Below are 24,570 nucleotides of genomic sequence, written 5' to 3'. Positions count from 1 at the left end.
CACCAACATTGCGGTTCTTTTAGGAGTTACATGATGGAAATGCTGAAATTCGGCAAGTTCGCTGCGCTGGCTCTGGCCATGGCCGTGGCCGTAGGCTGTTCCTCCAAGGGCGGCGACGCCTCCGGTGAAGGCGCTGGTGCTGGCGCTGGCGCCGGTGCTGTCGACCCGAACGCTGGCTACGGCGCCAACTCGGGTGCCGTCGACGGCAGCATGGGTGACGAAGCCGCTCTGCGCGCCATCACCACCTTCTACTTCGAGTACGACAGCTCCGACCTGAAGCCGGAAGCCATGCGCGCTCTGGACGTTCACGCCCGTGACCTGAAGGCCAGCGGCCAGCGCGTCGTTCTGGAAGGCAACACCGACGAACGCGGTACCCGCGAGTACAACCTGGCGCTGGGCGAGCGTCGTGCCAAGGCCGTTCAGCGCTACCTGGTGCTGCAGGGCGTGTCCCCGGCTCAGCTGGAGCTGGTGTCCTACGGTAAAGAGCGTCCGGTTGCCGTCGGTCACGACGAGGCTTCCTGGGCTCAGAACCGTCGCGTCGAGCTGAAGAAGTAATAAACGATGTCCAAGCGCCTGCAGTTCTTGATCGCCCTGACCCTTGGTGTACCGGTTGTCGCCGGGGCTCAGGTTCCCGTACAGGATGGTAGTTATGGCGTTGCCCAGTCCGCTGGGCAAGGCTATGGCAACGCAGGCGCGGCCAGTGCCGGAAACGGGGCTCCCGTTTCCGGCATGGGTCAACTGTTCATGCAGTTGCAGCAGATGCAGGACGATATCGCGCGCCTGCGTGGCCAGGTCGAGGTTCAGGAAAACGAGATCCGCCAGCTCAAGCAGGAAGGATTGGATCGTTACCAGGATCTGGATGGCCGTATTTCCCAGCTTTCTTCCGCTCCTGCCAATGCAGGTGCCGGAGCCGCTGCGGGTGCCGCCCAAGGGGGTGCCATCGCGGCCAACAATACGCCGACCCCACCTGCTTCCGCAGGGGCACCTGCCGCCAGTAGCGAACCGGGCGATCCAGCGAAGGAAAAGCTGTACTACGACGCTGCCTTCGATCTGATCAAAGCCAAGGATTTCGACAAGGCCAGTCAGGCGTTCAACGCCTTTCTGCGCAAATATCCCAACAGTCAGTACGCCGGCAACGCCCAGTACTGGCTGGGTGAAGTGAATCTGGCCAAGGGCGATCTGCAGGCCGCAGGCCAGGCTTTCGCCAAGGTCAGTCAGGCCTATCCCACCAGCAACAAGGTGCCGGATTCGCTCTACAAACTGGGTGGGGTCGAGCAGAAGCTCGGCCGCACCGATCGGGCCAAGGGCATGTACCAGCAGGTCATCAGCCAGTATCCCGGAACCTCCGCTGCGCAACTGGCGCAGCGGGATCTGAAAAGCCTGCCCTAGCGCAGGCTTTTTTCTTCTATCTACCGCAACGGAGGCGGATGGCCTGTGTAGCTGTCACGCCCGTGGCTTTCATGCAAAAAGATACCCTACGTCTTACCGAAATCTTCTATTCGCTCCAGGGTGAAGCCCGCACTGCCGGTCTTCCCACCGTCTTTGTCCGCCTCACCGGCTGTCCCCTGCGCTGCCACTATTGCGACACGGCCTATGCCTTCACCGGCGGCGAGATCCATCACCTGGATGCCATCCTGGAGCAGGTCGCGAGCTACCGGCCGCGGCACATCTGCGTGACCGGTGGCGAGCCACTGGCCCAGCCCAATTGCCTCAAGCTGCTCGAACAACTGTGCGATGCCGGCTACCAGGTGTCCCTGGAAACCAGTGGCGCCCTGGATGTCAGTGGCGTGGATGTGCGCGTGAGCAAGGTCGTCGACCTCAAGACGCCAGGGTCGGGGGAGGTGGGGCGCAACCTGTACGCCAACCTTGACCACCTGACGCCCAATGATCAGATCAAGTTCGTCATCTGTTCCCGCGAGGACTATGACTGGGCGGTTTCCAAGCTGATCGAGTATCGCCTGGAACAGCGTGCGGGCGAGGTACTGTTCTCGCCCAGCCATGGCCAGGTGGTGCCGCGTGAGTTGGCGGAGTGGATCGTGACGGACAATCTGCCGGTGCGCTTCCAGCTGCAGTTGCACAAGATTCTCTGGAACGACGAGCCGGGACACTGAGCATGAATCAGCCTAAAGCGGTCATCCTTCTCTCTGGCGGCCTGGATTCCGCCACCATCGTCGCCATGGCCAAGGCTCAGGGCTTCGCCTGCTACACCATGAGTTTCGACTACGGCCAGCGCCATAGAGCCGAGCTGCAGGCCGCCGAGCGCGTGGCGCGCCAGCTGGGGGTCGTCGAGCACAAGGTGATCGGCCTGGATCTCAACGGCATCGGCGGCTCGGCGCTTACCGATCCGGATATCGCCGTCCCGGAGACCCCGGGTGAGGGCATCCCCGTCACCTACGTGCCGGCGCGCAATACCGTGTTCCTATCGCTGGCCCTGGGTTGGGCCGAGGTGCTTGGCGCCCGTCATCTCTTCATCGGGGTGAACGCGGTGGACTACTCCGGTTATCCGGATTGTCGGCCGGAATTCGTCGAAGCCTTCGAGCGCCTGGCCAATCTCGCCACCAAGGCCGGTGTGGAAGGGGATAGCTTCAAGATCGAAGCCCCGCTGCAATTCCTCTCCAAGGCGCAGATTGTCCAGGCCGGCAGCCAGCTGGGCGTGGACTATGGCCAGACCGTCTCCTGCTACCAGGCCGACGACGAAGGTAAGGCCTGCGGGCGCTGTGACAGCTGCCGCCTGCGCGCCGACGGCTTCAAGGCGGCGGGAATTTCGGACCCTACGCGCTACCACTAAAAAATTTTCATCTAGGGTGTTGATTCTCCTGAGAAAATCGCTAGAATGGCGCCCACTAACGGGTCGTTAGCTCAGTCGGTAGAGCAGTTGGCTTTTAACCAATTGGTCGTAGGTTCGAATCCCACACGACCCACCATCTTCACCAGAAACCCTCCGCAATGGAGGGTTTTTGCGTCCTCGCAGCTAAAAACAAGCAGCCGTCTGGAGCGGAATCTGGCCCCGCGGTTTGATGATGTCAAATTGAATCATCTCGCTTCCTAGGCCTATTCCGTCTGGTTTAGGCAGGACATCTGTTTCCCTTCTGCTCTGCTATCCACGCCTCACTACCGCTGTAAGCGGACGCGCGCCATTGCTGATCCATTCTGCAAGCTGATCAAACGCCTCAGACGTCGAAGGTCCGGAGATGCTCGTCGGCTGCTGAAAGGGCAGCGAGGCGGATTGCTTGGATGGATCCAGTCGCTGTTCCTGGTGTTGCCGGGTGCTGTAATCAACTCGAGCGATCAGGCTCTTTGGTACCTTCTCAGCACGCTCTTCGAGGACATGACGCATCTGGTGTGGATCCGTCTCGATGTATTCCATCGTGGTAGCGATGCTCGAGTGGTTCAGCAGGGCTTTGGCTACGTGAATGTTGCGATCAGCTTGTCGCATTAGGTCAGACGCTAATGTGTGCCTGAACTGATGCGGAGTCATCCGGGTTCCTACTATCGCCGTCAGCTTTCTGTACATTGCCTCAATCTGATTTATATCCATAGTTTCTCGTCTGTAGTGCGAGGAGAACCTATTGACGTTAAATGGCTGATCCGTGGCTTTGAAATGCAAAGAATCTGCCCACGCTACAACGCGGTCTATGTACTCATAGAGGGGCCCAGGAATCGGTAAAAGAAACTCTTTATGAGTCTTGTCTCCTTCGCTTCGAATATTAATGGTTCTACGTCTCAGGCAGATGTCTCGTTTCTGTATACTCAATAAAGAGTTCAGACGGATTCCGGTGTAGTGAAAGGTCTCGTAGACAGATAGCCAGAACCAAGCTGGGGTTATGCTGCTTCGTTCGCCTGATACCCGTTCGATCTCTTGTAGCCTGATAAGCTGGTTGCGACCCTGGATAATAGCCTCGTGAGGCACAGTTTTTTTCTGCTTTCTGGGTGGCACTACTGAGGTGTCAGTGAAAGGATTTTTGCGAAGCGACAATAAGTCTTGAGAAATGGCGTAGCCGAAAAGGGTTTTGAGATGACTTGCATAGGTGTTCCAGCTGCGCTTGGCTAGGCCAGAATCCAAGGCCTCCTTGCGCCAGATTAGAACATCCCTATGATGGAGTTTTTCGAGTTCGACGTCATTGCCAAATCTTCTGCTTAATGCCCGGGCTGCTGCTAGGTAGATAACTCTAGTTGCTGGCCTGAGATCGTGAGTATCATTGTATTCGCTAGCGATATCGATGATATTCAATTTTCGCTAGCTCCCATATCCTGCAATCGCAGGCTAATATTATCGAATGGCGGATGCGTGAAGATTGCATCAGGGTCCTTCAAGATATAGCCTTTGAGCAGTTTGGATTTCCGCGGGCCGATGACCTCGCATGTCCATATATTTAGATTGTCCGGTGTCTTGCGGTTAGTTTTGAGTTTTTCAAATCCGCGTTGAACTAGCTGCCAGGATTCAATCCCTCTCGCCTTGGCTTCCCTCTGTAGGTGAGGATGCTCCAAGGCATAGCGCTTGAATAATCCGGGGCTGACGAGAAACGCAGTGCCATCCACTATGTGAATCAGTGCTTTGGCGTCGTTGATCACAAGCGTGTGTGAAAGCACGCCCTGCCGCCCAAGCTATGAAAGCTTGGCCGAGATCAGCTGTGTCCTTGGCCGAAATTGCCTCTTCAGCTGAGTGCTCGGCGATGCAATCAGTGAAGCTGTTTCGCGTAAAGTCGGGGAGCAGCTGAGAAGTTGGAATTTCTGAAGATGAAGCCGCTTCACCAAAGAGCTCATCTGCTAGTGCAAGGGTCTCGTCCATGGGGTCCAAACCGGTCTGGAATGCGGGCGGCGGCAGTGTTTCGGATGAAGGCACCTCTTGTGAAGATGTGACATGTATCATGCTTTGTGGTATCGGGAATGGTGGCGTAGCGATATCGCTCACGGGTGCAGGCCGCTGCTGATCTAGCTCGGTGTCCTCCGGCTGCTCGAGTGTGAAAGTGCCGGTAAATGGAGCTGGTCGATCCGCAGGATCTGGCCAAATCAACGCGGGGGAGACCTTGAGTAAGGTGAAGGTGTTCTTCCAGCCGTGGCCGGTGTCGATCGTTGCCTTCCAGATAGCCTTGTCCTGAGCGTTGACCTGGATGATGGCCTGGTCTTGGATCAGGTTGAAGAACGGTGCATTCGAGGTGGGCATACCTTCCACGCCTTGGGAGAGCATCAGTGCCCGCAGCTGGTCTGAGGCAGGCTTGCTGACGAGCCATAGCGCATCTTGGGTCAGCCACCCGTCAGAGGGCCCTTCGGGCTGGTTCAGCTTGAACTTCTCAATGACCGGGGTGCGCAACCCGTTAGCCAGTTGACGCTGGATCGTATTCTTGGGGGCCTCCATCGCACGTTGCGGGTTGGCGCCGAGCTCCTGGGCGACACTCGCCTGGTCTGCCTGGACGATAATCTCGCCCAGTACGCCGGCATGCTGGTATTGCCCGGCCAAGACGAAGATCAGCGATGACCATAGCTCGCGATAGCCACTGAGCCAGTCCAGCACGTGGGGAGGCAGCACCTGGAAATAGACGAGTGCTGAGGCAGCGCCATGAAGCTGGTAATCGCGACCTTTGACGTATCTGAAGCGGTAGGGCTGCTCAATGCGACCGTGCCAGGGGTGCCATGGCTTGCCATCCTCGAGGACGACTTCGATGTCGACGGCAATCTTGCCCAAGTCGTGGAGGAGGGCGCCGTAGGCTACCGCTGCTGACCACGCTTCGGCCTGGGCTGCTTGTGACTCAGGCGGTGCGCCAATGGGGAGGAGGTAGTTCTGCCTGATCTTCAGTGCGTAGGCGACGATCTCCAACCCGTGGTCGAGCAGGCCTTCGGGATAGGCATGGTGGTGGTTTTCCGAAGCTGGAAGCTGCTGGACCAGATCAGCGTAGCGCCCGAGAGGATCTCGATAGAGTGAGGCGAACTGCTCGCGGGACAGCGACGTCCGCTGCCAGATGTTCTCGATGAGCTTCTGCCGGCGGGGGAGCACCAGGATATCCTGGCCTGCAGACGGCTGGGTGAAGCCCTGTTTGCTGCACCCTGCAGGCGCGGAGGGTGGGGCTTTCTTCCTGAAAAAGAGATCGAACATGGCATGCCCTTGGTAGTTCTTGGGCCTGCGTTGTCGATCAGCAGCGGTGAGCGAACAATGGTAAACCGCTATCACGGCTCGGAAGGTTGGGAAGGCGGATGGCTACTATGGTCAGGAGCCTGGGCACCCTTTGCTGTTCGAAGCCGAAGGCGGAGCCCTTTCTGGTAGGGCTTTTACCCTTAGAGCCCCCTTCCACTCGCTCCTTTGCTCCAGCCCATTTGGCCCTTTCGGTTACTGGGGCTGGCCAGATGTTCCTTGGGCTCCATTAGGTCGTGCAGCCAGGCGCACTATCTCGATGACGTCGTCAGCCGCGATCCGGTAGAACACTACATGACGTGGCTGGCCGACGCGCTGCTCGGACGGAATACCCCTTTGGGCATGGGCCAGGTGGATGCTGCGCAGGCCCTCGTGCAGCTCATCGCGGGCACGACTCACAGGCCCGCAGAGATCGGTTGCAATCAGATTGAAGCTGCGTACTAGCAAGCTCTGGTAGCGCTTCCGGGCAGATGGGCCGAATTGCTGAGCGGAATACACCAGGATGTCGGCCAGGTCCTGTCGGGCCTTGGCGGAGATACGGTACTTCATCGGTTCAGTGGCCTATGCGGCTGTCTTCAACCGCCAAGCCTTCCAGGTACTGCTCCAGGTCCCCCCCGCTCACCTCGTCGAACCTTCCCTGCTCCAGCTGCTCGAGGGCTGAGCCCGTAGCGTTGCGCAAGGCTTCAACCTTGGCCGAGACCATTGCCTCTTGCTGAATCAGCAGACGGAGTCCGTTTCGAACTACCTCGCTGGCATTTTGGTAGCGACCGCTCTCAACCAGCCGGTCAATTTCACGGGAGAGCGGCTCGGGAATGACGATGTTTCGGGTAGGCATGGCGACTCCGGGTTAGAGCAAGGACAGCGCATGGCATTTTATGCCATGGCGGTTGCGGCGTCACCGATTGCGGCGTATAAGTGCCGTCGTAGAGCCATCGCGCTCCATGGAATGAGGCAGTAGCCATGACCACTCGCAAACCGGGATCTTCCGAAGATTGGACTCACCTTGGAAAGCTGGATACGAGCCGTTTGCTCGTACGGGCTGAAGGCGCCATTTGGACCGGTTTGGCTGGGGTGGGTGTTCCGGCCGGCATCATCAAGGTGTTGAAATGGTCGATGCGCGGTGCTGTATTGGCAGCTGCCGCAGTCTATTCCATTTACTTATTTATCCCCGTCGTTCTCGTATGCGCAGCGCTTTGGGTGATTACTCATTCTCCGCGAGGTGAGGACGTTTCTAAGTCCGAGAGCCCAAATGAGATTCTCGAGCTTCGGGAAGGACATACTGGGTACGGTTGCTACAATGACTCCAATCTGAAAGTTCACGATTGAAGCCATTGTGCTGTCCGGCTAAACACCCGTTCCGCGCTTCACAAATGAATCTGCTACGCGGCCGCTTGTATCCTTTGCCGATGCGGCATCGGTACTGAATCCGCTGATTACGCCGCCAAGCTGGTAGCCAGCCCAGCTAAGTGCCGCAATCCAAAACGCCGGCAGCACCAAGAACATCGTCCCCATCACGAAGTCCAGCAGCAAGTCGCCCTGGGCGTTGTTCATGCCCATCATGATGTTGAAGTTCAGATGGGGTGAGGCACCCATGATGTTGCCGTACAGGGCGTCGAGGATCGTGCTGTCGACCCAGCGGGCCAGCTGCAGCCAGAAGTCGACAAAGATCAGTGCGAACTGGGCGAAGGTCAGCGTCATGGCAACCTTCAGATCATAGGTGCCCAGCACCAGCACGATGGGGATGCAGACGATGAACGCCATCTTCAGGAAGGCCAGGACCATCGGCGCAGCCTGGCGAACACTGTCGATGGCCGGGTACATCGCTAGCGATCCCACTGCCTGACCTGCAGTGGCTGTGACGCGTGAGATGCTGCTGCCAATGCTTCCGCCTACCTGGCCACCGTAGTCTCCATAGACCTGCCCTTGGGTCAGCACCTGCTTACGGGGCGATACCAGATCGCGTATCACCTGGTCCTCTACCTCTTGCTGGTTCATCAGTTTCGCCCACTGGGCGAGCTGAGTGATCAGGCTGGGCTCCACCGCCGCCAACAGCCGCGCACGCAATCCGATTGTGCCGTCAGACCACCACTGCGAGCACGTTGGGTAGCCGCCGCCCCCGGTGGTCTCGGCCAGTCCCGCATCCCGCGTTTGGTCATAGGACCAGGCCTTGCGCGGTGTGTGTGAGCGAAACCCTGAAGCACTATCGCTGTAGTAGCCGCTGGTGCTCAGAAAGAACTTCGAGCCAATCCAGCTGACATCTTCGAACTGCGAGGCGGACAGGTTCGGCTGCGTCATGAACAGCTTGGCTCGGGCCTGGGCGTAGCAGTCATTTGTGAAGTCCGCGACCTCCTGGGCCAGCAGCGGATTGCCGATCCGGGTAGCGTTTACCTCCATGCGTAGCTGTTGCAGATCCAGTCCGCATGGAATACCGGCGACCGCACCCGCGGTAAAGCCCTTCGAAAGGGCATGTACCACTGCCCACCAGATGGGAATCCGGGCGCTCTTGCCATTGAGGGTGCTGAAGCTCGTGCCCCATCCCGTCTCAGATGGCTTCAGCACGTCGACCTGACACTGCTTGGAGCGTGTCTTATCGTACTCAAGGGTGGAGAAACTCAGCACCGAGTTCGGCAAGGGCATGAGCCCGAGCATGATGACGAAGATGGCGACATAGAATCGGTTTTCGATCCGCCCCAGGCTCAGCGCTCCCTTGTTGCCGTCATCCTGGCCTTCGCCGCGGGCGCGCAACCGCTCCTGGATGACGATTGCAGCAAAAGGCGCTGCGAACAGGCCGGTGCTCCCGATTAGATCCCAGATGGCGCCATAGATCAGCCGCCCACCAGGGTCAGGTAATACTCGAGGTAGTCGTTGGTGTAGAGAACCATGGGTGTCTTTCTCTGCGTGGCGCTACAGGTGGAGTTGCAGTTCGTAGAGCGTAATGACGGCGATCGCCAACCACTCACAGCGGGCCAGGCGCCCGGCACCTTCTGGCAGCATTCGCAACCTCTGGCGAACTGGCCACCAGCCGGCCGCCAAGGCTGCATACACGACCAATCTCCAGACCTGCAGACCGCTACGGTGGGCCTCCGCCCACTGCCGGTAACCCGCAACGTCGCCAAACAGCTGTTGGATCAGCAGACTGCAGGCCAGCGCCAGCAGCACCGTGGTGAGCAAGATCACCGCTACCCATGCGAAGCCCTTCAGGCCGCCCTTGGCGAGTCGCAACACCGAGTTCTGCTTCCGCTCGCGGCTGATCTGCGGACGGCTCTCCGAAGAAACATTGCTCATGATTATTCGCCCTTCTTGACGGGTTTTTCGACGCGATCCAGTCGGTTCGGCATGGGGTCGCCCTGGAAGATGGTCTTGGAAGCATCCTTGCGCAGCGCAGCGCGCTGCAGGATGGTGGTGGGCGAGTTGCCGGCCAGCTCCCGGCGCATGTCCAGCTCGGTCTTGAGGTTCTGGATCTCGGCCTGCAGGTTGGCGGCGTTCTGGTCGACCTGCGTCTGGTCGACCTGGTTGGCGGCGACGTTGGGCTCCTGGCGGCCAGCGGCCAGGGTACGAACCAGCGACAGCGCCTTCTCGATGACATCCGCCAGAGAGACCTCGGACACAAGCCGCTTGGCCAGCACGTCCTGGTCCTGCTCGGTGCGCAGCGATTCGATGATGCCGCGGGTAATCGGGATGGAGTTGCTACCGGCCGCGGCCAGGTTCTCGGCTGTCATCGGTTGGGTGCCGGCGATCAGCGCATTCACCGCCTTGAGCTTGGTGTCGTAGGTTTCCTGAATCAGCGGGGTGAGGCCGACCCCAGCTTGGGTCACGGTCTTCTGGCAGTTGTTGCAGGTCTGCTGCTGTTGCTCGCCCAGGACGCGGGTGGCGAAGGTCGCGGCCTCCTGCGGCGACGAGCAGGTGCTGCAGACGAGACCGCCGTTGCAACTGCTGGCCGGGATCGAGCCAGTGGCGGTGGGTGAGCGGCCACTGAGCATGTTGTAGCCGGCCTTGGTGACGTCGCCGATCACCTTGATAGGCTGCTGGCCGCTGCCCCCGGCTTTGCTCCCACCGACCCGGGTGACGCCCTCATTCCCGCTCTTCTGCTCGACCTGGTTGATTGCGGCCACCGCATCACTGGTGCCGGCAGCGGCCGACTTCATCGCTTCACCCTCGGCGAGCTTGTTCCAGCCGACCTGGCCGCCGGCGACATCGAGCATCTTGTCGGCGATCGCGCGGCAGGTGCCCTTCGAGCGATCGAAGTCCAGGCGTGCCTGGCCAATGCCGTTGGTGATGAGGTTGTACAGCCCCGGGTTGGCACGCTGCAGGATCAGGCCGGGAAGGGAGCCTACCGCGGCGGTGGCGTTCTGTATCACCGAACTCATGATGGTCTGGAAGCCCTAAGTGGCCCCGTTGAGCTGGTTCTGCAGGGTGTTGGTGATGCTCATGTTTCCGCAGATCAGGTTGGTGTTCCAGCCTCCGCCAATCTGGATGCTGTCCATGTTGCCGACGCTGCCCATCGACACTGCGTTGCCGCCGCCGATGCTGTAGAGCACGTCGTCACCGATGACGCTGCCTTGGGACTGCACACGGTAGGGCTCGGCCGCCTGGACAGCACTGCCGAGGAGATGGCTAGCCAGGCAGGTGCTGGCCAGCAGGGTGAGGCGAGTGGTACTCATGATCGACGGCTCCCTGATCATTTAAAGTCGGTGCTGCCCAGGAAGACCTGGCCTTCACGCTTGCAGCAGCTGTAGGGGCGCCACAGCGCCCAGGCATAGGCGCCCACGGCGTCCTGGACGTGTGGGCCCGGTTAGGGAAGGCTGCACAGCTCTGGCTCAGCGTGGGTGTGAGCTCCTGCCACTTGCCGGTGGTGGCGTTGCCCTCAAGCAGCTCGCCTGCAGGCCAGTAGCCGTCCTCGGCCTGTGCCAGCAGCGACTGGTAGACGTGGATCTGGCCAGAGCGCGTGACCACGTCGCCGGCGCGCTGGGCCATGACCGCTGCGGCCTTGTAGTCATCGGGCTGATGCAGGAAACCGCTGCGTGGATAGACGTTGCCCCAGAGGTCGCCGGACAAGGTGCCGCCCACTTCGCGCTTGCCCGGGATGAGGGCCTCCGGATAGACGGCCTCGGGGATGCCGTACCGCCAAGCCAGGTAGTCGTAGTTGCTCAGCAGATACGGCATGTAGGCTGTACCGGTGCCCTTGCAGACATAGCCAGAGCCGCTGGCGAACTGGCTGAAGGCGTAGCCGCCCGGGTGGCCAATGACATCCGTGTTCTTGAAGCGAGCGCTGATGGTGGCGTTGGCCTGGGTCGCGCTGTCGCCCGGGTCATTGCCACCGGCGGCGACACTGCTGACGGGGCTGAAAGAGGCCATCTCCGTCCACGGGTTCTCGCCGGTATTGGCATAGCTGGACACGACGGCATCGGGCACGAAGTGGCGTACCTTGGCCGAGGTCTTAACCTTGCAGCCGTAGGGGGTGCAGAACAACCAGTAGCAGACGCCAACCACCTTGTATTTAAGACACTCGGGAGAGAGCGAGGATGACACGATGGTTGCGGTGGTGACCGTCGCGGTGGCCTGCAGGCTGGTAGCGAGCGGGATGGCCAACGTTAGGCGCCGCAGGCGTTGCTGAGACCGACTCATCGTTCACTACTCCGATAGCGCTCAATGCTGGCCAAGGCAGCCGCCACGTCAGGCTGGCCGTAGACCACGTACCGGCGATCCACTACCACTGCAGGGAGCTTTGTGATGCCCAGGCTCCAGACGTCGGCGACGTCCTGGTGGGCTTTGGCGAGCTCCCGACCCAGCTGCTGCGTGGACGCCGAGCGCATCCGTTGCTGCATGATGGCCGCGGCTTGACGCGGGTCTGCCGGCAGGCCTTCAGAGAGCTTCTGCTCCAGGCGCTCCGGGGCATCCAAGAGCACCACATGGGTGCCGATGTTGTTGGTGAGGGGATGAGTGGCGTCGGAGATTGCAAGCACGTCCGCTGCAGCGAAAGGTGCGCTGCAGGCGGCAAGGGCACAGATCAGCCAGCGGAGCGCTGGCTCAGCAGGGTAGCAGGAGGGTAGGGCGGACATGCGAAGTACCAGGTATAGGGATGGCTGGTACAGGAAACGTGATCAGACGAGCTGGGTCAGTGGAAAACCATATCCAGGTCGCTGGAGGTTGAGTTTTTAATAGACGCCTAGGCGGAGTCTGCTACCCATCGCGCCTTTACTCGAGCCGAGGACAGCCAGCCTACCGTCATGCCGTCTCCGTCGTTCTGAGCGCTCTATCTTCAGATGGGGTGGCCTCTTAAGGCCTGCCAGTTAAAGCTGGATTCTCTGATCTCCTGTAGCCATCGGAAAAAGAAGCCCAGCGCTATGGCTGGGCTCGATTTACATTGGACCAGAGTTAGCGAGGAGCAGGATCTTGGTCGTCGTCTTCGCCCGTCACCGGATCTTCAGGAGCGTTCGGATCTGCATCTGGCTGAACGACCGGATCTATGTCGTCCGGAGGTAAAGGCTCAACTGAGTCGGGCTCAGTTGCATGCGCTCGTAGAGATCTTGCTGAAATCGTCTCTGGTCCGAGCAGGGACCGTGCAATTAACGCTGCCGCACTTGGCGAGCTGGATCTTTGCCACCTACTGGTTGGATTGATCATTTGTACCTCACAGTGAGGCCGAAAATGGCCTCACCAGTTTGGAAGTAGCAAACCCGAACATGTTCAGGGGCCACTACTACCGGCGGTCTTAATGGTCACGGGGCAGGCTTTTCGTTCCTATCGGCCGCCTCGGACCGATTACAGCCCGTTGCCACCGGCTGCAATCGACCCAAAGCAGCCGTTACCGTAGGGCAGCTAGCAGCTAGCAGCCAGAAGCGGACGTCGACAAGCGACCGCTACCGCTCCGATCGTTCAGCGCCTTGGCAAAGCTCATCAAGCGGATGTGCCCGAGGTGGCGCTGATGCCGGCTAGCGAACAGTGGATCGCGCTCGATTCAGACCTGAAAGGCAATATCGAGCAAAAGCTGCGGGATGAAGAACGCCAGTTCGACAAGCCGCTGCGCTATGACGCCGATGAGTGCACAGTCTTCCCAGACATCTGTCTGCTAGACGTGCAGCAAGACTTCGCCCTTGAGGTCTTCGGCATGTAACCTGGAAGAGATGTTACCTTTGACCTGGAATGCTGAGCCCTTCCCGCCGTCCATCCCGCCGGCTTCGCTGGCTTGGAGCTCCTCGATGCAGCTGCACGAAGTGAGACATCTCAAAGAAGTTAATACTCGTAGTGATGCGGAGGCAGCTCTCGCCGACGGCTGGCACTTGCTTGCCGTGATGCCAAATCCTCAGGCGGCAGCAGGGTACGGCATGGCCGTCTACGTGCTCGGCAAGAAGTCCGAAAACTGGGAGGAGCGCGCAGTCCACAGTGCCGAAGACACCGTTATAGAACCCCGTGAGTGACTACTAACTGCACATAAGCAGGCGCTAGCACCTAGGCGGGATTTGATGGTAAGGCCCTAGGGCTGGCGTAAGCGCGACTATGCAGACCACGAGAATTGAGCAGACTGGTGGACGCGCTATAACAATGGCATACCGCGATATTGGTCGCTCTAGCGCCTGATCTGCGCCGCACCATTGTGAGCATATCTAGTGAGGTTAGGCAGCGTGCTCTATTCCTGCAATTGCGCGTGATAGAGGTCAAGCGCACTAGACACCCAAGATCAAGGACGGAAAACGCTATCCGGCATGCTTAAATAAGCTCTTGCGAATCACCACCTGTCTTGCGACCGCTGCAGCCCATCTATGTCAATAGCTTCCCGGCGCAGGAGACGCAGGGCTAGCGCGGGTCTAAGGAAGTCGGGACCGATTGCTGTGTTGCTGGAACATTCCAGTAACCTGGCTGTGTATATATGGACATCCACCTTAACTGGATACTCGCGGACCCGTGCGTGCAGCTGTTCAATCCTCGAAGAGGATTTGTGGGCCACAGCTGTCTTCGCCTTGGCGATCTAACCCGCTCGGATCAGGCGCGTTTCGTAGCCCTTACCGGAAAACGCCGCTATGAAATCCAGGTTCATCTGAGACACTGCACGCATCGTTCATTTCTAAGGCTTTATTGCCGCCGGCGGCGGCCGGGAAGAGCAGCGAATGGTCAGCCTGCAGGCCGGCCTTGGCGATCCGCTCGCTTAGTGCAGCAGCATTCTCTGTTTGTCCCGACGCACTGATGTACAGTTGTGATCCTGTGGATTTGCTGACGGACGAGCTCAACCACGTGCGTCAGTGCCTGGGCCAAGAGCAAAGCGCAAGCCGTATCTTAGCGACATCAAAGCCAGCGCCCTGCGAAATGCCGTTAATCGCCCAACTCTGGCACATTCATGCTCGAAAACTGACCTCCAGAGACCTGGTTAAGGTTTCATGCTGATCCGTCAAAACGCTTCTGCGACCGTAAGACATTCTATGCGAGGTCCCTATGAAGTGCCCTTCACTAGCTCAAGTACTTATTAGAGCTGACTTTGCCCGTTCGTCCAGCGCGTGCTTCTATCTATTCATGCAGCTGTAACACGTTAAGCGTGGATAGATATTGAACTTCGTGGCAGGGCGGTCAGAAGGAATCAGCACCTTGCTAAATGACCTTCAGGCACATAAAAGGTAGTTCCACCAAATAATCCCGACAACGTTACTAGTCCTCGGGCTATCCATAGCCTAAAGCGCTGTGGCGACTACCGAATTAATGATTGTAGACTTTATCTTTGCGCTTTCTTTTTCTTATGTAATGGAATCACATTCGCCAGCCCATAGGTTTCCCGTTGCGAAGCGCAAGGTACTGGCTCAGGAGTTTCCGGCAGCTGAGTAGGACCGGCCTTGATGCGCCCCATCAAATCTGCAGCGATTTCTATCATAGAAGATATATCCAAGATGGTTCTCGAATTGCTCTCGGAAGCGGCAGCGCGATGTGTTATGGAATCGATCACCTCTATGCGCCAGCCTTTGTAAAAAACATTAGATTGTCTTAGGCTGATTTCGAAATTACAGGGAAAGAATTCCCGAATGTACGAAATAGGAATCCACTTCTGCTCGTCGCGTTTCATTCCTGCCCCCTCCGCCTTACCATGCCGCGCATCGATAATTGCACATCACAGCAAGACTTACACGCGCAAAAGGTAAAAATGCGAGCTGCATAACTACCGAGCCGATATGAGCGAGCGTGATGGTCGGGTGATCGGCAGAAGTTCCGATCGACGGTGATAGTGGCCACTGAACAGAAAGCTCTAGGGCGCTTATCATATCAGGCAGTCTTGCAGATGAGAGTTGTAATTAGCGGAAATTTTAGGATGCTAAACGATAGCGGCATGCATCTCGGATATGTGCAGTCCACACTAGAATAAAGGTAACCCCGGAAAGCTGAGATACGGAGACAAAAGGCCGAGAAGCTTCGTCCGCATTTCCTATCAGGCTTACCTCCGGTAGCTGATATGCAGAAAAAGGTGGAAACGTGACAATAAAGGCTGCCGATAGTAGTGGCCACTGAACGCCTGCTTTTTGTCCACTTCTAACTATTGAGGCCATTGGCGATTTCCTTGTGAGGTGGTAAATGATTGTCCCAACCAGTAGGTTGCAAAGATTCAGTTCGCCGACCCCCTCAGCCCTGCTCGCAAGAGAATTGCATGGACCATATGTGATGTCGTCCGTATTCCTGAGCACGCATGCAGCCGAGCCTTTGGGGCTCGGTCAGATAGATCCAGCCGGCGAGGATAATGTTGTTCCAGACGCTTTCGATGAACCAGTCATAGGTGAGAATGACAACAAGCGCCAACCCACTGGTAGTTTGTAAAAGGATGAAAATTAGCCCAATCATAGTGCTGGAATTTTCGTTTCTAGAGACAGAAATTCTCAAAAGCTATATTAATGAATTAGGCTACCCCGAGGTCCGATTTAATACACTCATAGCGCCGTGTTAATTTAGAATAAACATTAGGGGTATAGTGATAGACGAGTCTAAATTTCAAGAAATACTAGAAATAATAAAAGCCCGCCAGATTTGGCGCTACAAGCTAGATTAATCCGGATTTTATGTGAGGTCCGGCGTTAGTTGGTATAACAATCATCAGAGGGTACAACGTGAACGTCTTTGATCGAATAGAGAAAGCAACTGTGAAAGCTAGAGCCTCCTGGAAGTCGGTAACGCTCCAGTTGAGCGACGAGGAATACGCCCAGTGGTTAGGCTGTAATCCACTTGTGGGGAACCCAATGTTTAGCGGTGGAATGGCAGCGAAACAACATCGCGACAGCGGGTCAGGTCCGCTTCGTGTATATCTAGAAAATGGGTCAAATTTCACTTTTATATCCGTCTAAAGAAAGAATAAGGTGGATTGTGGCTTTGTTATATACAAATAAATCGCTCCTAAAATTTGGCCTGTGCTGGGACTTTTCCATGCAACCGAAAGGGGCAGTGATGATGCACATCTAGATGGGCTAAACACCGCGTCGCGGTCAGGCGTTTTACCCGGAAGGTGTGCGTATACGACCTCCTTGGGCGCGCGAAAACGGGAAAGCCCCACCCTAGGCCCGCTCGTCCCGCCAGGTATGGATCACCAATCTGCTCCATTCGAGGCTGCAAACTGTAGAAACACCCAATGCTACGACGGTCTAGGGCGTTGCCCCGCACCGCAGCAAAGGCAGGCGAAATCTGATCTCTGCCGAACCTCCGGCTTTCCTATGTGGCGGCTATGGCGCAGGCTCTTCGCTCTCTCTAACAATCTGCAGCAGGCGAGCGCGGCGGCTTTCCAATTTGCCAATCTGACGCTCCAAGGCTCTCCAGGCGCTAGCGCTGCGTGGCTGAGGTCCCCGGGCAGGCCTGGGCGTCTTCGATCAGCCGCATGCAATCCGGAAAGCCACGAATCTTCAAAAGGCTGAAGCCGGCGCTTAGCAGTCGCTGCAGCTGCCGGACCTGAGCTACCCCGCTGGCTGGGAAGTGGCGGTATATGCAGGATGGAGTGCATAGACTCGAGCCGCAGGATATGACGCTGAGCACGCGAGAGGGGGCGTCGCGGTCGTCCGGGATGAGTCGGCCACCGCGGGGCCCGTGACGCTGGTTCTCCTCATGTAAGAACTGGACGTAGCGCAAGCGGTGACGCTGTACTTCCGCCGTTAGGACATACCGCTCAGCGACCAGAACACGATTGGCGCGTTGGGCTTGCCCCAGACACTGACGCACCTGGTCGAACTCTTCGGTCAGCAGAGCAACGAGGTTGCGGCAGTACATCAGCTCCACAGGGCGGAACAGGCACTGCTGCTATTCGAAGCTGTCCTGCTCATCACCAAACATGTCCATAGCGGCCCACCTGCTCAATCCCTGAAGCCATGACCTTCTGATACTCAACAGAACGACCGGGACAACCGTGGCAGAGACGAGGGATGGGGCGCAAAATGAATACGGGATAGACCTTCTTTCAGGATACTGTATGGCTGGACAGTAATCAGCGAAAGGGTTCCCAGCAAGCTTCACCCCGGCGAACGGTAAAGGCGAAGCAGTGGCTAATGATGCGTTGGATCTTTTCCTCGTTGGGACTGAGAAAGTACTGATAGTGCAGCGACTCGACCAAGTATGAGTCGCTGCATGATTCGGCAGCGGGCGTGATTACTTGCTCTGAAGCCAACCTTCGACCGCGTCGGCGCCGTGCTTAGCCTTCCAGGCTTTCAAAATCTTGTGGTTGCCACCCTTAGTTTCGATGACTTCGCCAGTTTCCGGGTGCTTATAGCGTTTCAACTGGCGGAACCGGCGCTGCTTCGCTGCCAGCGTAGATTTGCTCTTGCGACCAACGCTATTGGTGGTACCGGCATCGGTGTCGAGGATGGCAATAACGTCACGGAGCGACTTTTTGTGTTCGCCTAGCAAAGCACGCAGTTGCTTTTCGAAGTCAAGCTCTTTCTGCAGGCGCTCATCGGTGCTTAGCTGTTCCAAGCGCTGCTTCAGTTCTTCAATAGCAGTTTCGGTTTGACGGTATTCTTGGATCAAGGACATTTTGATCTCCTCCAAATTTAGTCAGTGGCTGTTGTTATAGCTTTTTCATCTGTAAATGGCTAGAGCAAAGATGAAATAATTTTTCTGGCGTTTTAATAGATGGCGGTGTTGCTGATCAGCAGTAGGCTGCGATAGATTAAGTATAGTTGGGTGCGATGGATCGCTATCCTGATCAGCGTGTCGGACCCCGACGTCCGAACGTCTATCAATGTGCTCTAAGCTAATACGATATTCTATGGGCATTACATGGAATGATTTGCGTACTCGCCTTAAACTCTGGTATTTCAGCCAGTTGCTAATAAATAGTTTTTTGCAACCGCGCTTGAGCTAGACACATCTTCATTCCATAATTTTCTATAAGCGTATCTTTAAGCTTCGTCCTTGTGCAATCCGAGACGGCGTTTCATGAGGATTACTACGACGTAGGTCCGCCCGCTTCAATCCCGGTGCTCCGCTAAACTGATGCGTGTTGGGAGTGGAGAGATCGAAAGATTTGTCTCGGAGGCGGAGCGAGAGGTCAGTACGTTCCAGGGTTATGACGGCCTCCGTGTGTTGAGACGGGCGGTCGGGAACGATACCTATCGGATGCTATCAGACTGCCATTAAGGCTAGCTCTTGCATGGACATTCACTATGGATCGTGTCGTCGCACAGATTCCTCAGTCTCTCAACTGGGATTATCTCATCGCACTGGAAAGCAGCCTTAAAGCGCGTGGCGTTATGAACACAAGGGTTCAGGCCGAGTTGGATCATCATGCGCTTAATCTGGCCCGCCGCTATTTGCTGAAAAAAGGCAGGCTCGGTAAGGGACCCTTCTCAGCCGCGGAGGAGGAGATTCTCGATGTCCTCGCCGAGGCCGTAACGACGTTGCGGCGCTCGGGACGTTTACCGCATAACATCATCAAGAGCCTCTGCGCTGGTGGGCTAATTGCCGCGGTTCAGCGCAGCGTCTCCCATTCCGGTCTGCTTCAGTGTCGCACCGATTTCGAGTCCGATGCGGTGATGCGGAGTATCTTCGAAGCTATCGTAAATCGCCATCCGACAGCGTTCAGTGCTGAAACCGTGAAACTTGCGGGTCTATATGGAGTATAGCCCGCGCGCCGCCATCCGTGATTGGATACTATGTCGCATGGCACCGGAACAGCATGTGCTCAAGTGCCAGTTTGTTGGCTAGCAAACCGCGAGTAGGCGGTCAATTTTCCGATAGAGATCGCCTAGTCGACACCGGCGTAAGTGTTGGATCTCCCGCCTAATAGTCAATTTTTGGCGGGTGGTACTATCAACCGGTTCCCGTTCTTCAAAGAGACTGCGGAGGCCGCTGCCGCTAAAGGAGTCGAGCGTGAATACTCATACCCAAGCCCGCGCTGAGTCACGCCGTCGCATCGATGCCTCCCAGACCATGATGAATGCCGAACTCGCCAAATCGACGCAATTTCGTAGGCAACAGAAGAACCCGTTCTGGATCCTCTTACCCGTGATCGGTGGCATTGCTCTGACTGGCCTAATGGCGTGCTTGGCCCAACTGCTGAAGTGATCGATACCGTTAAGGCGGCTCTGGAGTGGAGAGGTCGTTGTGGGCAGTCGGTCTGAATGAGTGCTGCAACCCCTCGGCCGCCTAGGTAGTGCCTGGCTCTTGCCAGGGCTCGCTGACCCGCGGGATCCGGACCCGAGAACGTGTGCAGAGAGGCATCCGGTCACCAGTCACTGCTTGCTTTAGACCGCTGGTAATAGTGGCCACTGAACGGCGAGCATCGTAACACTTCTGATGTAGGCGAGTGTCGCATACAGGAGAACATAGATGGCTGATGAATCTAACACACGGACAAACGCCGGAACGCGGCCGGAAGATTTACGACCTACCCTGGAAGAAACGCAAGCCATGAATGCTGAATTACGTTTAGAGAAAATGGCGAAGCAGCGCCAACGAGAACTGTCGGACCGTTCGATAACAGCTGACAGGAACGACAAGTTGGTTCCCTAGTGTGGCGAACTGAGTCAGTTACTTTTTTGGTAATAAAGAGCCGCTTTTCTTCAATGCTCATCCTGTCGATGCGCTGGTTGATTTTCTGGGGAGTGGGCGTTTTACCGATAGGCGTTCGTAGGCGAGCCAGGCGATTGACCTATTCTGTACTGGCATCTGGCTCTTTCCGAAGCTTTGATCTCCCTGAATCCCCTCAAAGGACGTCGACTCCTTGAGCTCAAGCACCTACCACGGATAGTGGTCGGACGGGCGACGGCTGCCTGGCTCGCAGCTACTCACCGACCAGCCTTGCTGTGAGGCGCATCATCGTCATGGCTGTCGTAATGACCAGAGTCTGGTGATCAGATATCCAAGGCCAGACGCCGAATGCCTCATTCAAGTTTGCCGCTTGCGTCACTGATAGCAGGGAAATATGAGTAGCGGAAGCTCCTTTTTTCTTACTTATAATACGGCTCAAAATATACCGTGAGCACTGAACGCATGCGTTTAGTTGCAGAATTTTATTATGGCGAGTCTGTAATTGGCACGAAGGCTTGGGCATAACAAGTCCAAGGCGTCGGTGAATGGCTTCGTTGGCTGGAATTAGGTGGCGCTGTCAGGGGGGAGGGGATTCCCTCTTATTGCCCGGTTTTATCGGCGCCGCGTAATGGATAGGGCGCTCATAGGCGTCCCGCTCTTGATGTAGAGGGCGGATAAATAACTAAGAATGGCCCATGAAGACGTGTGGCAGCCAAGTGTCCTTCAATTGGAATGCTTGGTGTGCTTTTGTAATAGTATGATTGGATGCAGGGCTGATCCTGTCTGCAAGATTTAGCTGTTCCTGCCGGTGGTAGTGGTTGACAGCATTGCTGTAGAGGCCATTTTCTGTCCGTATTCATGGCTGGGTATTTAAGCCGCTATGAATTAAGTGCGAATGCCAGTGGTTGCGGTATTTGTTGCATTTGGTTGTTCTGTGACTGCACGCGTCGCGTGTGGCACGCGCATGGGTTAATAGGGGGGATATGCCAAAAGATTCAGCGTCTACAGAAGGTATATTGTATTTTTTGCTGATCGGCGTGGTCTTGCTGGTACTGTTGTCCAGTCTTGTTTTCGATTTTTGGTAGAGGACCGTCTTGAGTGACCTGAGGATCTCTCTGAGAAGAGGGAAGTGGCTCTCCCTGATGTTGGCAATAATCGAAGACCCTTAAGGGTTCTAAGTGACTTTGGATTTTGAAGGGGATGCTTAGGTTATTATTTTTTGCGACGGTCTCCTATTGGCAGTGTCTTTGATTTTTATAGAAAAAGTCGATTTTTAAGCAAGTAGACTGCAGGGTTTTAGTGGGTACTCCACCCAATGGTACTCTTGACTCCGTGCCAGGATGCGTGTGAGGTATAGGATGTATTGAAGATTATGAGGTCTTTGTATGGTTCAATACAATTTGATGATTGTTATTTTATAGATGGATTCAGTCGGGCGCGCGACGTGATTCATGGCGCCATTGTGTGGTGAATATATTAAAACAGGCTGGCCAGACAGAGGTGGTGATGGACGTCAATCTGATGGTTGTTTCTACGAAGACACGAGTCACTGGATTCATAAAAAGAATTGGTTCTACGTCTACTGTCTTTGGTGTTTCCCATTTTAATAGTGTTGGTTCTGCGCTTGAGACGCTCAAGCGTGAAGAGGGGACAGATGTTATCGTCTTGGTATTGACAAAGAGCACCTTTAAGCCCGTTAAAATTCTAGAGATCTTAAGCGCCGCTGCCAAAAAAAGGTCTCCTATTCCTGTTCTGCTTTTAGTGCCGGAGTCATTCCGCGAACGTGTAGATTTCGCCCTTCAAGAAGGCGTGCACATCTATATAGGTGATGACTTATCCGATCCTCGCCTCCTGATACAGGTGTTACAAGACGTCTGGACAGGTTCTGAAGGATACCGCGTACGCAATAGCGCTCTGGCGAGAGCAAAGATCACCCTGGATTCCATTAGTGACGGAGTCATAGGTACTGACGGTGCAGGAAAGGTTGAATATATCAATCCCGCCGCTGAGAAGCTGACCGGATGGCCGAAAGAGCTGGCAAAAGGGAAACCTGTCAGCGATGTCATGAAAGTCAAGCTTGATGGGGCATTTGGCGATATACCTCATCCGGTAGAACTGGCGCTGAGTAAGCGTGCACCTACAGGATTGAGTGCAGGTGCTGTCCTCCTCAGGCGTAACGGTGGAGCAATAGATATCGAGGACTCCACCGCGCCGATGATCGATGAAAATGGGGCAGTAACGGGGGCGGTCATCGTGTTCCATGATGTCTCGATGGAGCGCGCCATGAAAGCCAAGATGACTTATCTGGCGGAGCATGATCAATTGACCCATCTGCCCAATCGCCTGTTGTTCCGCGACAGGGCAGCACAATCTTTGCGATCCGCTGTTAGGAACCGTTCAAACGTCGCAATAATTTTTCTGGATTTGGACAACTTCAAGGGGATAAACGATTCCTTTGGGCACTCGTTAGGCGATAAGCTTTTGGTTTCGGTTGCTGCTCGATTGTCGGGCTGTGTGCGGGAAGAGGATACGGTAAGCAGGCAGGGCGGCGATGAGTTTTTAGTGTTGCTCGCAGGACTCAAGAGTCGCGAAGCTGCCGAAAAAGTCGCGAAAAAAATTATATCCAGTTGCAATGAGCCTCATTTCATAGATGACCAAGAAGTTCATATTACGATCAGCATGGGTGTAGGGTTTTCTCCGCAAGAGCATGTCGATATAGATTCGCTCATTGCCCAGGCTGACACTGCCATGTACCGGACGAAACAGAACGGCCGAAACGGGTATACCTTCTTTAGCGATGAGATAGGCGCTCAGGCCCAGGAGCGGCGGAAAATCGAGGAGGGTCTACGTCAGTGTATCGATCTTGACGAGATCAGGCTTGTCTATCAGCCTAAGATCGATCTTTCGAACGGTGCGGTGGTGGGTGTTGAAGCGTTGATGAGATGGCGCAATGACGTTTTGGGAGAAGTTGCGCCGAATAGTTTTATTCCCGTCGCTGAGGCGACGAGACTGGTGGTGGCGTTAGGTCGGTGGGCGATAAAGGAAGCCTGTACCCAAATAGGCCAGTGGAAGTCGGTGGGTTTAGGTGAGATCAAAATCGCCGTCAATGTGTCGGCGTTGGAGTTGGAAGACGACTCCTACGCAGACTTCGTTTCTACGGTGTTGAGCGATTGTAAGCTGGATCCGGGTCTACTGCAGCTCGAAGTAACGGAGACGATTTTTATAAAGGATTTGAGCGAGTGCTTGATAAGGTTGGAGGTGCTGAAAGAGGCAGGCGTTCTGCTTGCGCTCGATGATTTTGGTACCGGTTATTCGAGCTTTTCATACTTGACCCGTATGCCCTTTGATTTTCTAAAAATAGACAGGTCATTTGTTCATGATATCGGATTGGATAGCGGCAGAGTGGCGGTGGTCGGTGCCATGCTCTCAATGGCGAAAAGCCTAGGCCTGACGGTCATAGCTGAAGGCATAGAAACCTCTGCCGAAGCAGATTTTTTTATGAATAGCGGGTGCGATCAGGCCCAAGGGTTTTTCTTCAGTAAACCCTTGGAGGCCATGGATATGTCCTACTTTCTTAGCCAGCATCGCTTGTCTAGCGCTTAATCTCTCCAGAAATGCCCTGTGCCTAATGCGCTGGGTCGTGGCACCGGCTCGGAAAGTCAGACTGGATGTTCGATGGGCTTTTTTGCCTAAAGGCATGTTGACGATCCAATCACGCTGCAAGGGCTGTACGTGTCTTAACTGCGTATCGGCAGATATGACAGCAGGCGATCGGTTTCCTTTTTCACTACGTCATAGCATTCGCAACTCAGCTGTTCGAGTTGCTTACGGTCGAGTACCGTGATGTGCCCGCGGCTGTATTCGATAACGCCTCGGCGCTGCAGTTTGCCCGCGGCCTCGGTGACCCCTTCGCGACGTACGCCGAGCATGTTGGCGATCAATTCCTGGGTCATGTTCAGCTGATTGCCAGGCAGACGATCCAGCGACAATAACAGCCAACGACACAGCTGCTGGTCTATCGAATGGTGGCGGTTGCAGACCGCGGTTTGCGACATTTGGGTGATCAGTGCCTGGGTATATCGCAGCATCAGCACCAGCATGTCACCATGTCGATCGAATTCTTCCGTCAGGCGCTGCCCTTGCAGCCGATACGCATAGCCGCCGCTCTGTACCACGGCACGGCTAGGTGTGCTCTCGCCGCCCATGAATAACGAGATGCCCATCAAGCCTTCATTACCCACCACGGCAATTTCCGCCGAGGCGCCGTTTTCCATCACGTTGAGCAGCGAAACGATCGAGTCGGTGGGGAAGTAGACGTAGCGTACGGACTCCCCAGATTCATAGAGCACCTGACCCAGCGCCAGATGGACGAGCTCCAGGTGCGAAGAGAGCCGTTGCTGGACGTCTTCAGGTAGAGCAGCCAACAAGCTATTGCGCTGCGGCTTGGAGTCTTCGGGCATGGCTTC

Annotated in this window: 21 protein-coding genes, 1 tRNA gene and 3 pseudogenes; 12 read left to right on the top strand and 13 right to left on the bottom strand. The window is 56.1% G+C overall.

All coding sequences use genetic code 11. The features are described from left to right. Positions 1–33: 33 nt before the first annotated feature. The 5 genes from pal (at position 34) to AABM56_RS15045 (ending at position 2,924) form a co-directional block, all read left to right on the top strand. Entirely contained in the window at positions 34–555 is a 522-nt protein-coding gene (pal, locus tag AABM56_RS15065) for a peptidoglycan-associated lipoprotein Pal (protein WP_007160328.1), read from the top strand. 6 nt (positions 556–561) lie between these two features. Then, complete coding sequence (ybgF, locus tag AABM56_RS15060) at positions 562–1,389, top strand: tol-pal system protein YbgF (protein ID WP_133861223.1); 828 nt, start codon at positions 562–564, stop codon at positions 1,387–1,389. A 71-nt stretch (positions 1,390–1,460) separates the two neighbouring features. Next, the gene (gene queE, locus AABM56_RS15055) at positions 1,461–2,111 is read left to right on the top strand and encodes a 7-carboxy-7-deazaguanine synthase QueE (RefSeq protein ID WP_133861222.1); all 651 of its coding nucleotides are present in this window, start codon (positions 1,461–1,463) and stop codon (positions 2,109–2,111) included. Positions 2,112–2,113: 2 nt separating this feature from the next. After that, a complete protein-coding gene (queC, locus tag AABM56_RS15050) occupies positions 2,114–2,788 on the top strand; it encodes a 7-cyano-7-deazaguanine synthase QueC (protein ID WP_133861221.1) in 675 nt (224 codons plus the stop codon). Between the two features lie 60 nt (positions 2,789–2,848). After that, positions 2,849–2,924: transfer RNA gene (locus tag AABM56_RS15045), tRNA-Lys, on the top strand. 173 nt (positions 2,925–3,097) lie between these two features. Here the strand turns inward: AABM56_RS15045 and xerC are convergent. The 5 genes from xerC to AABM56_RS15020 form a co-directional block, all read right to left on the bottom strand. Next, complete coding sequence (gene xerC / locus AABM56_RS15040; RefSeq protein ID WP_133861220.1) at positions 3,098–4,231, bottom strand: tyrosine recombinase XerC; 1,134 nt, start codon at positions 4,229–4,231, stop codon at positions 3,098–3,100. After that, on the bottom strand, positions 4,228–4,539 hold the full coding sequence (locus AABM56_RS15035; protein WP_263258902.1) for a DNA-binding domain-containing protein: 312 nt from the start codon (positions 4,537–4,539) through the stop codon (positions 4,228–4,230). The genes xerC and AABM56_RS15035 overlap by 4 nt, the downstream gene beginning before the upstream one ends. Then, entirely contained in the window at positions 4,442–6,091 is a 1,650-nt protein-coding gene (gene mobH, locus AABM56_RS15030; RefSeq protein ID WP_347883445.1) for a MobH family relaxase, read from the bottom strand. Before mobH ends, AABM56_RS15035 begins: the two co-directional genes overlap by 98 nt. A 231-nt stretch (positions 6,092–6,322) precedes the next feature. Continuing rightward, the gene (locus AABM56_RS15025; protein ID WP_347883444.1) at positions 6,323–6,676 is read right to left on the bottom strand and encodes a type II toxin-antitoxin system RelE/ParE family toxin; all 354 of its coding nucleotides are present in this window, start codon (positions 6,674–6,676) and stop codon (positions 6,323–6,325) included. A 4-nt stretch (positions 6,677–6,680) separates the two neighbouring features. Beyond that, a complete protein-coding gene (locus tag AABM56_RS15020; protein ID WP_263258904.1) occupies positions 6,681–6,962 on the bottom strand; it encodes a type II toxin-antitoxin system ParD family antitoxin in 282 nt (93 codons plus the stop codon). 125 nt (positions 6,963–7,087) lie between these two features. Here AABM56_RS15020 and AABM56_RS15015 point away from each other — a divergent pair, with 125 nt between their 5' ends. Then, positions 7,088–7,453 (top strand): DUF3742 family protein, encoded by a 366-nt coding sequence (locus AABM56_RS15015; RefSeq protein WP_133861217.1) that lies wholly within the window; start codon positions 7,088–7,090, stop codon positions 7,451–7,453. An 18-nt stretch (positions 7,454–7,471) separates the two neighbouring features. Here AABM56_RS15015 and AABM56_RS15010 read toward each other — a convergent pair. From AABM56_RS15010 to AABM56_RS14990, 5 genes and pseudogenes are all read right to left on the bottom strand, one after another. Next, positions 7,472–9,009, bottom strand: a pseudogene (locus tag AABM56_RS15010) (conjugal transfer protein TraG N-terminal domain-containing protein). Positions 9,010–9,031: 22 nt separating this feature from the next. Then, positions 9,032–9,412, bottom strand: a complete 381-nt coding sequence (locus AABM56_RS15005; protein WP_133861216.1) for a hypothetical protein — start codon at positions 9,410–9,412, stop codon at positions 9,032–9,034. Between the two features lie 2 nt (positions 9,413–9,414). After that, positions 9,415–10,788: pseudogene (locus AABM56_RS15000) on the bottom strand (integrating conjugative element protein). A gap of 17 nt (positions 10,789–10,805) precedes the next feature. Further along, positions 10,806–11,752: pseudogene (locus tag AABM56_RS14995) on the bottom strand (TIGR03756 family integrating conjugative element protein). Continuing rightward, positions 11,749–12,186, bottom strand: a complete 438-nt coding sequence (locus AABM56_RS14990; protein ID WP_178083901.1) for a TIGR03757 family integrating conjugative element protein — start codon at positions 12,184–12,186, stop codon at positions 11,749–11,751. Before AABM56_RS14990 ends, AABM56_RS14995 begins: the two are co-directional and overlap by 4 nt. 812 nt (positions 12,187–12,998) lie before the next feature. Here AABM56_RS14990 and AABM56_RS14985 point away from each other — a divergent pair. After that, positions 12,999–13,241, top strand: coding sequence for a DUF1173 domain-containing protein (locus AABM56_RS14985; protein WP_263258941.1), 243 nt, complete (start codon positions 12,999–13,001; stop codon positions 13,239–13,241). 85 nt (positions 13,242–13,326) lie between these two features. Further along, entirely contained in the window at positions 13,327–13,545 is a 219-nt protein-coding gene (locus AABM56_RS14980; RefSeq protein WP_133861213.1) for a hypothetical protein, read from the top strand. A gap of 1,283 nt (positions 13,546–14,828) precedes the next feature. Here the strand turns inward: AABM56_RS14980 and AABM56_RS14975 are convergent. Together AABM56_RS14975 and AABM56_RS14970 are read right to left on the bottom strand one after the other, a co-directional pair. After that, a complete protein-coding gene (locus tag AABM56_RS14975; protein ID WP_263258907.1) occupies positions 14,829–15,173 on the bottom strand; it encodes a hypothetical protein in 345 nt (114 codons plus the stop codon). Between the two features lie 2,549 nt (positions 15,174–17,722). Beyond that, positions 17,723–18,106, bottom strand: a complete 384-nt coding sequence (locus tag AABM56_RS14970) for a histone-like nucleoid-structuring protein, MvaT/MvaU family (protein WP_133861211.1) — start codon at positions 18,104–18,106, stop codon at positions 17,723–17,725. A 632-nt stretch (positions 18,107–18,738) separates the two neighbouring features. Between AABM56_RS14970 and AABM56_RS14965 the strand changes: the two genes are divergently transcribed. The 4 genes from AABM56_RS14965 (at position 18,739) to AABM56_RS14950 (ending at position 23,707) form a co-directional block, all read left to right on the top strand. Beyond that, the gene (locus AABM56_RS14965) at positions 18,739–19,197 is read left to right on the top strand and encodes a hypothetical protein (protein WP_133861210.1); all 459 of its coding nucleotides are present in this window, start codon (positions 18,739–18,741) and stop codon (positions 19,195–19,197) included. Positions 19,198–19,444: 247 nt separating this feature from the next. Continuing rightward, positions 19,445–19,639 (top strand): hypothetical protein, encoded by a 195-nt coding sequence (locus AABM56_RS14960; RefSeq protein ID WP_263258908.1) that lies wholly within the window; start codon positions 19,445–19,447, stop codon positions 19,637–19,639. Between the two features lie 264 nt (positions 19,640–19,903). Continuing rightward, positions 19,904–20,086, top strand: a complete 183-nt coding sequence (locus tag AABM56_RS14955; RefSeq protein WP_133861208.1) for a hypothetical protein — start codon at positions 19,904–19,906, stop codon at positions 20,084–20,086. A gap of 1,524 nt (positions 20,087–21,610) precedes the next feature. Continuing rightward, positions 21,611–23,707, top strand: coding sequence for an EAL domain-containing protein (locus AABM56_RS14950; protein ID WP_347883443.1), 2,097 nt, complete (start codon positions 21,611–21,613; stop codon positions 23,705–23,707). A gap of 134 nt (positions 23,708–23,841) precedes the next feature. Here AABM56_RS14950 and AABM56_RS14945 read toward each other — a convergent pair whose 3' ends face one another. Continuing rightward, positions 23,842–24,564, bottom strand: coding sequence for a Crp/Fnr family transcriptional regulator (locus AABM56_RS14945; RefSeq protein ID WP_133861206.1), 723 nt, complete (start codon positions 24,562–24,564; stop codon positions 23,842–23,844). Positions 24,565–24,570 lie beyond the last annotated feature (6 nt).

Source organism: Pseudomonas aestiva, assembly GCF_039908605.1.
GTDB lineage: Bacteria > Pseudomonadota > Gammaproteobacteria > Pseudomonadales > Pseudomonadaceae > Chryseomonas > Chryseomonas aestiva.
The sequence above is the reverse complement of the archived record's forward strand: the minus strand, read 5'-3'. Positions and strand labels throughout refer to the sequence as shown.

Excerpts from the sequence above, each read along its gene's own strand:
- pal (WP_007160328.1), top strand. The coding sequence starts at position 34 with ATGGAAATGCTGAAATTCGGCAAGTTCGCTGCGCTGGCTCTGGCCATG.
- ybgF (WP_133861223.1), top strand. The coding sequence starts at position 562 with ATGTCCAAGCGCCTGCAGTTCTTGATCGCCCTGACCCTTGGTGTACCG.
- queE (WP_133861222.1), top strand. The coding sequence starts at position 1,461 with ATGCAAAAAGATACCCTACGTCTTACCGAAATCTTCTATTCGCTCCAG.
- queC (WP_133861221.1), top strand. The coding sequence starts at position 2,114 with ATGAATCAGCCTAAAGCGGTCATCCTTCTCTCTGGCGGCCTGGATTCC.
- mobH (WP_347883445.1), bottom strand. The coding sequence starts at position 6,091 with ATGTTCGATCTCTTTTTCAGGAAGAAAGCCCCACCCTCCGCGCCTGCA.
- AABM56_RS15025 (WP_347883444.1), bottom strand. The coding sequence starts at position 6,676 with ATGAAGTACCGTATCTCCGCCAAGGCCCGACAGGACCTGGCCGACATC.
- AABM56_RS15020 (WP_263258904.1), bottom strand. The coding sequence starts at position 6,962 with ATGCCTACCCGAAACATCGTCATTCCCGAGCCGCTCTCCCGTGAAATT.
- AABM56_RS15015 (WP_133861217.1), top strand. The coding sequence starts at position 7,088 with ATGACCACTCGCAAACCGGGATCTTCCGAAGATTGGACTCACCTTGGA.
- AABM56_RS15005 (WP_133861216.1), bottom strand. The coding sequence starts at position 9,412 with ATGAGCAATGTTTCTTCGGAGAGCCGTCCGCAGATCAGCCGCGAGCGG.
- AABM56_RS14990 (WP_178083901.1), bottom strand. The coding sequence starts at position 12,186 with ATGTCCGCCCTACCCTCCTGCTACCCTGCTGAGCCAGCGCTCCGCTGG.
- AABM56_RS14980 (WP_133861213.1), top strand. The coding sequence starts at position 13,327 with ATGCAGCTGCACGAAGTGAGACATCTCAAAGAAGTTAATACTCGTAGT.
- AABM56_RS14975 (WP_263258907.1), bottom strand. The coding sequence starts at position 15,173 with ATGAAACGCGACGAGCAGAAGTGGATTCCTATTTCGTACATTCGGGAA.
- AABM56_RS14970 (WP_133861211.1), bottom strand. The coding sequence starts at position 18,106 with ATGTCCTTGATCCAAGAATACCGTCAAACCGAAACTGCTATTGAAGAA.
- AABM56_RS14965 (WP_133861210.1), top strand. The coding sequence starts at position 18,739 with ATGGATCGTGTCGTCGCACAGATTCCTCAGTCTCTCAACTGGGATTAT.
- AABM56_RS14955 (WP_133861208.1), top strand. The coding sequence starts at position 19,904 with ATGGCTGATGAATCTAACACACGGACAAACGCCGGAACGCGGCCGGAA.
- AABM56_RS14950 (WP_347883443.1), top strand. The coding sequence starts at position 21,611 with ATGGACGTCAATCTGATGGTTGTTTCTACGAAGACACGAGTCACTGGA.
- AABM56_RS14945 (WP_133861206.1), bottom strand. The coding sequence starts at position 24,564 with ATGCCCGAAGACTCCAAGCCGCAGCGCAATAGCTTGTTGGCTGCTCTA.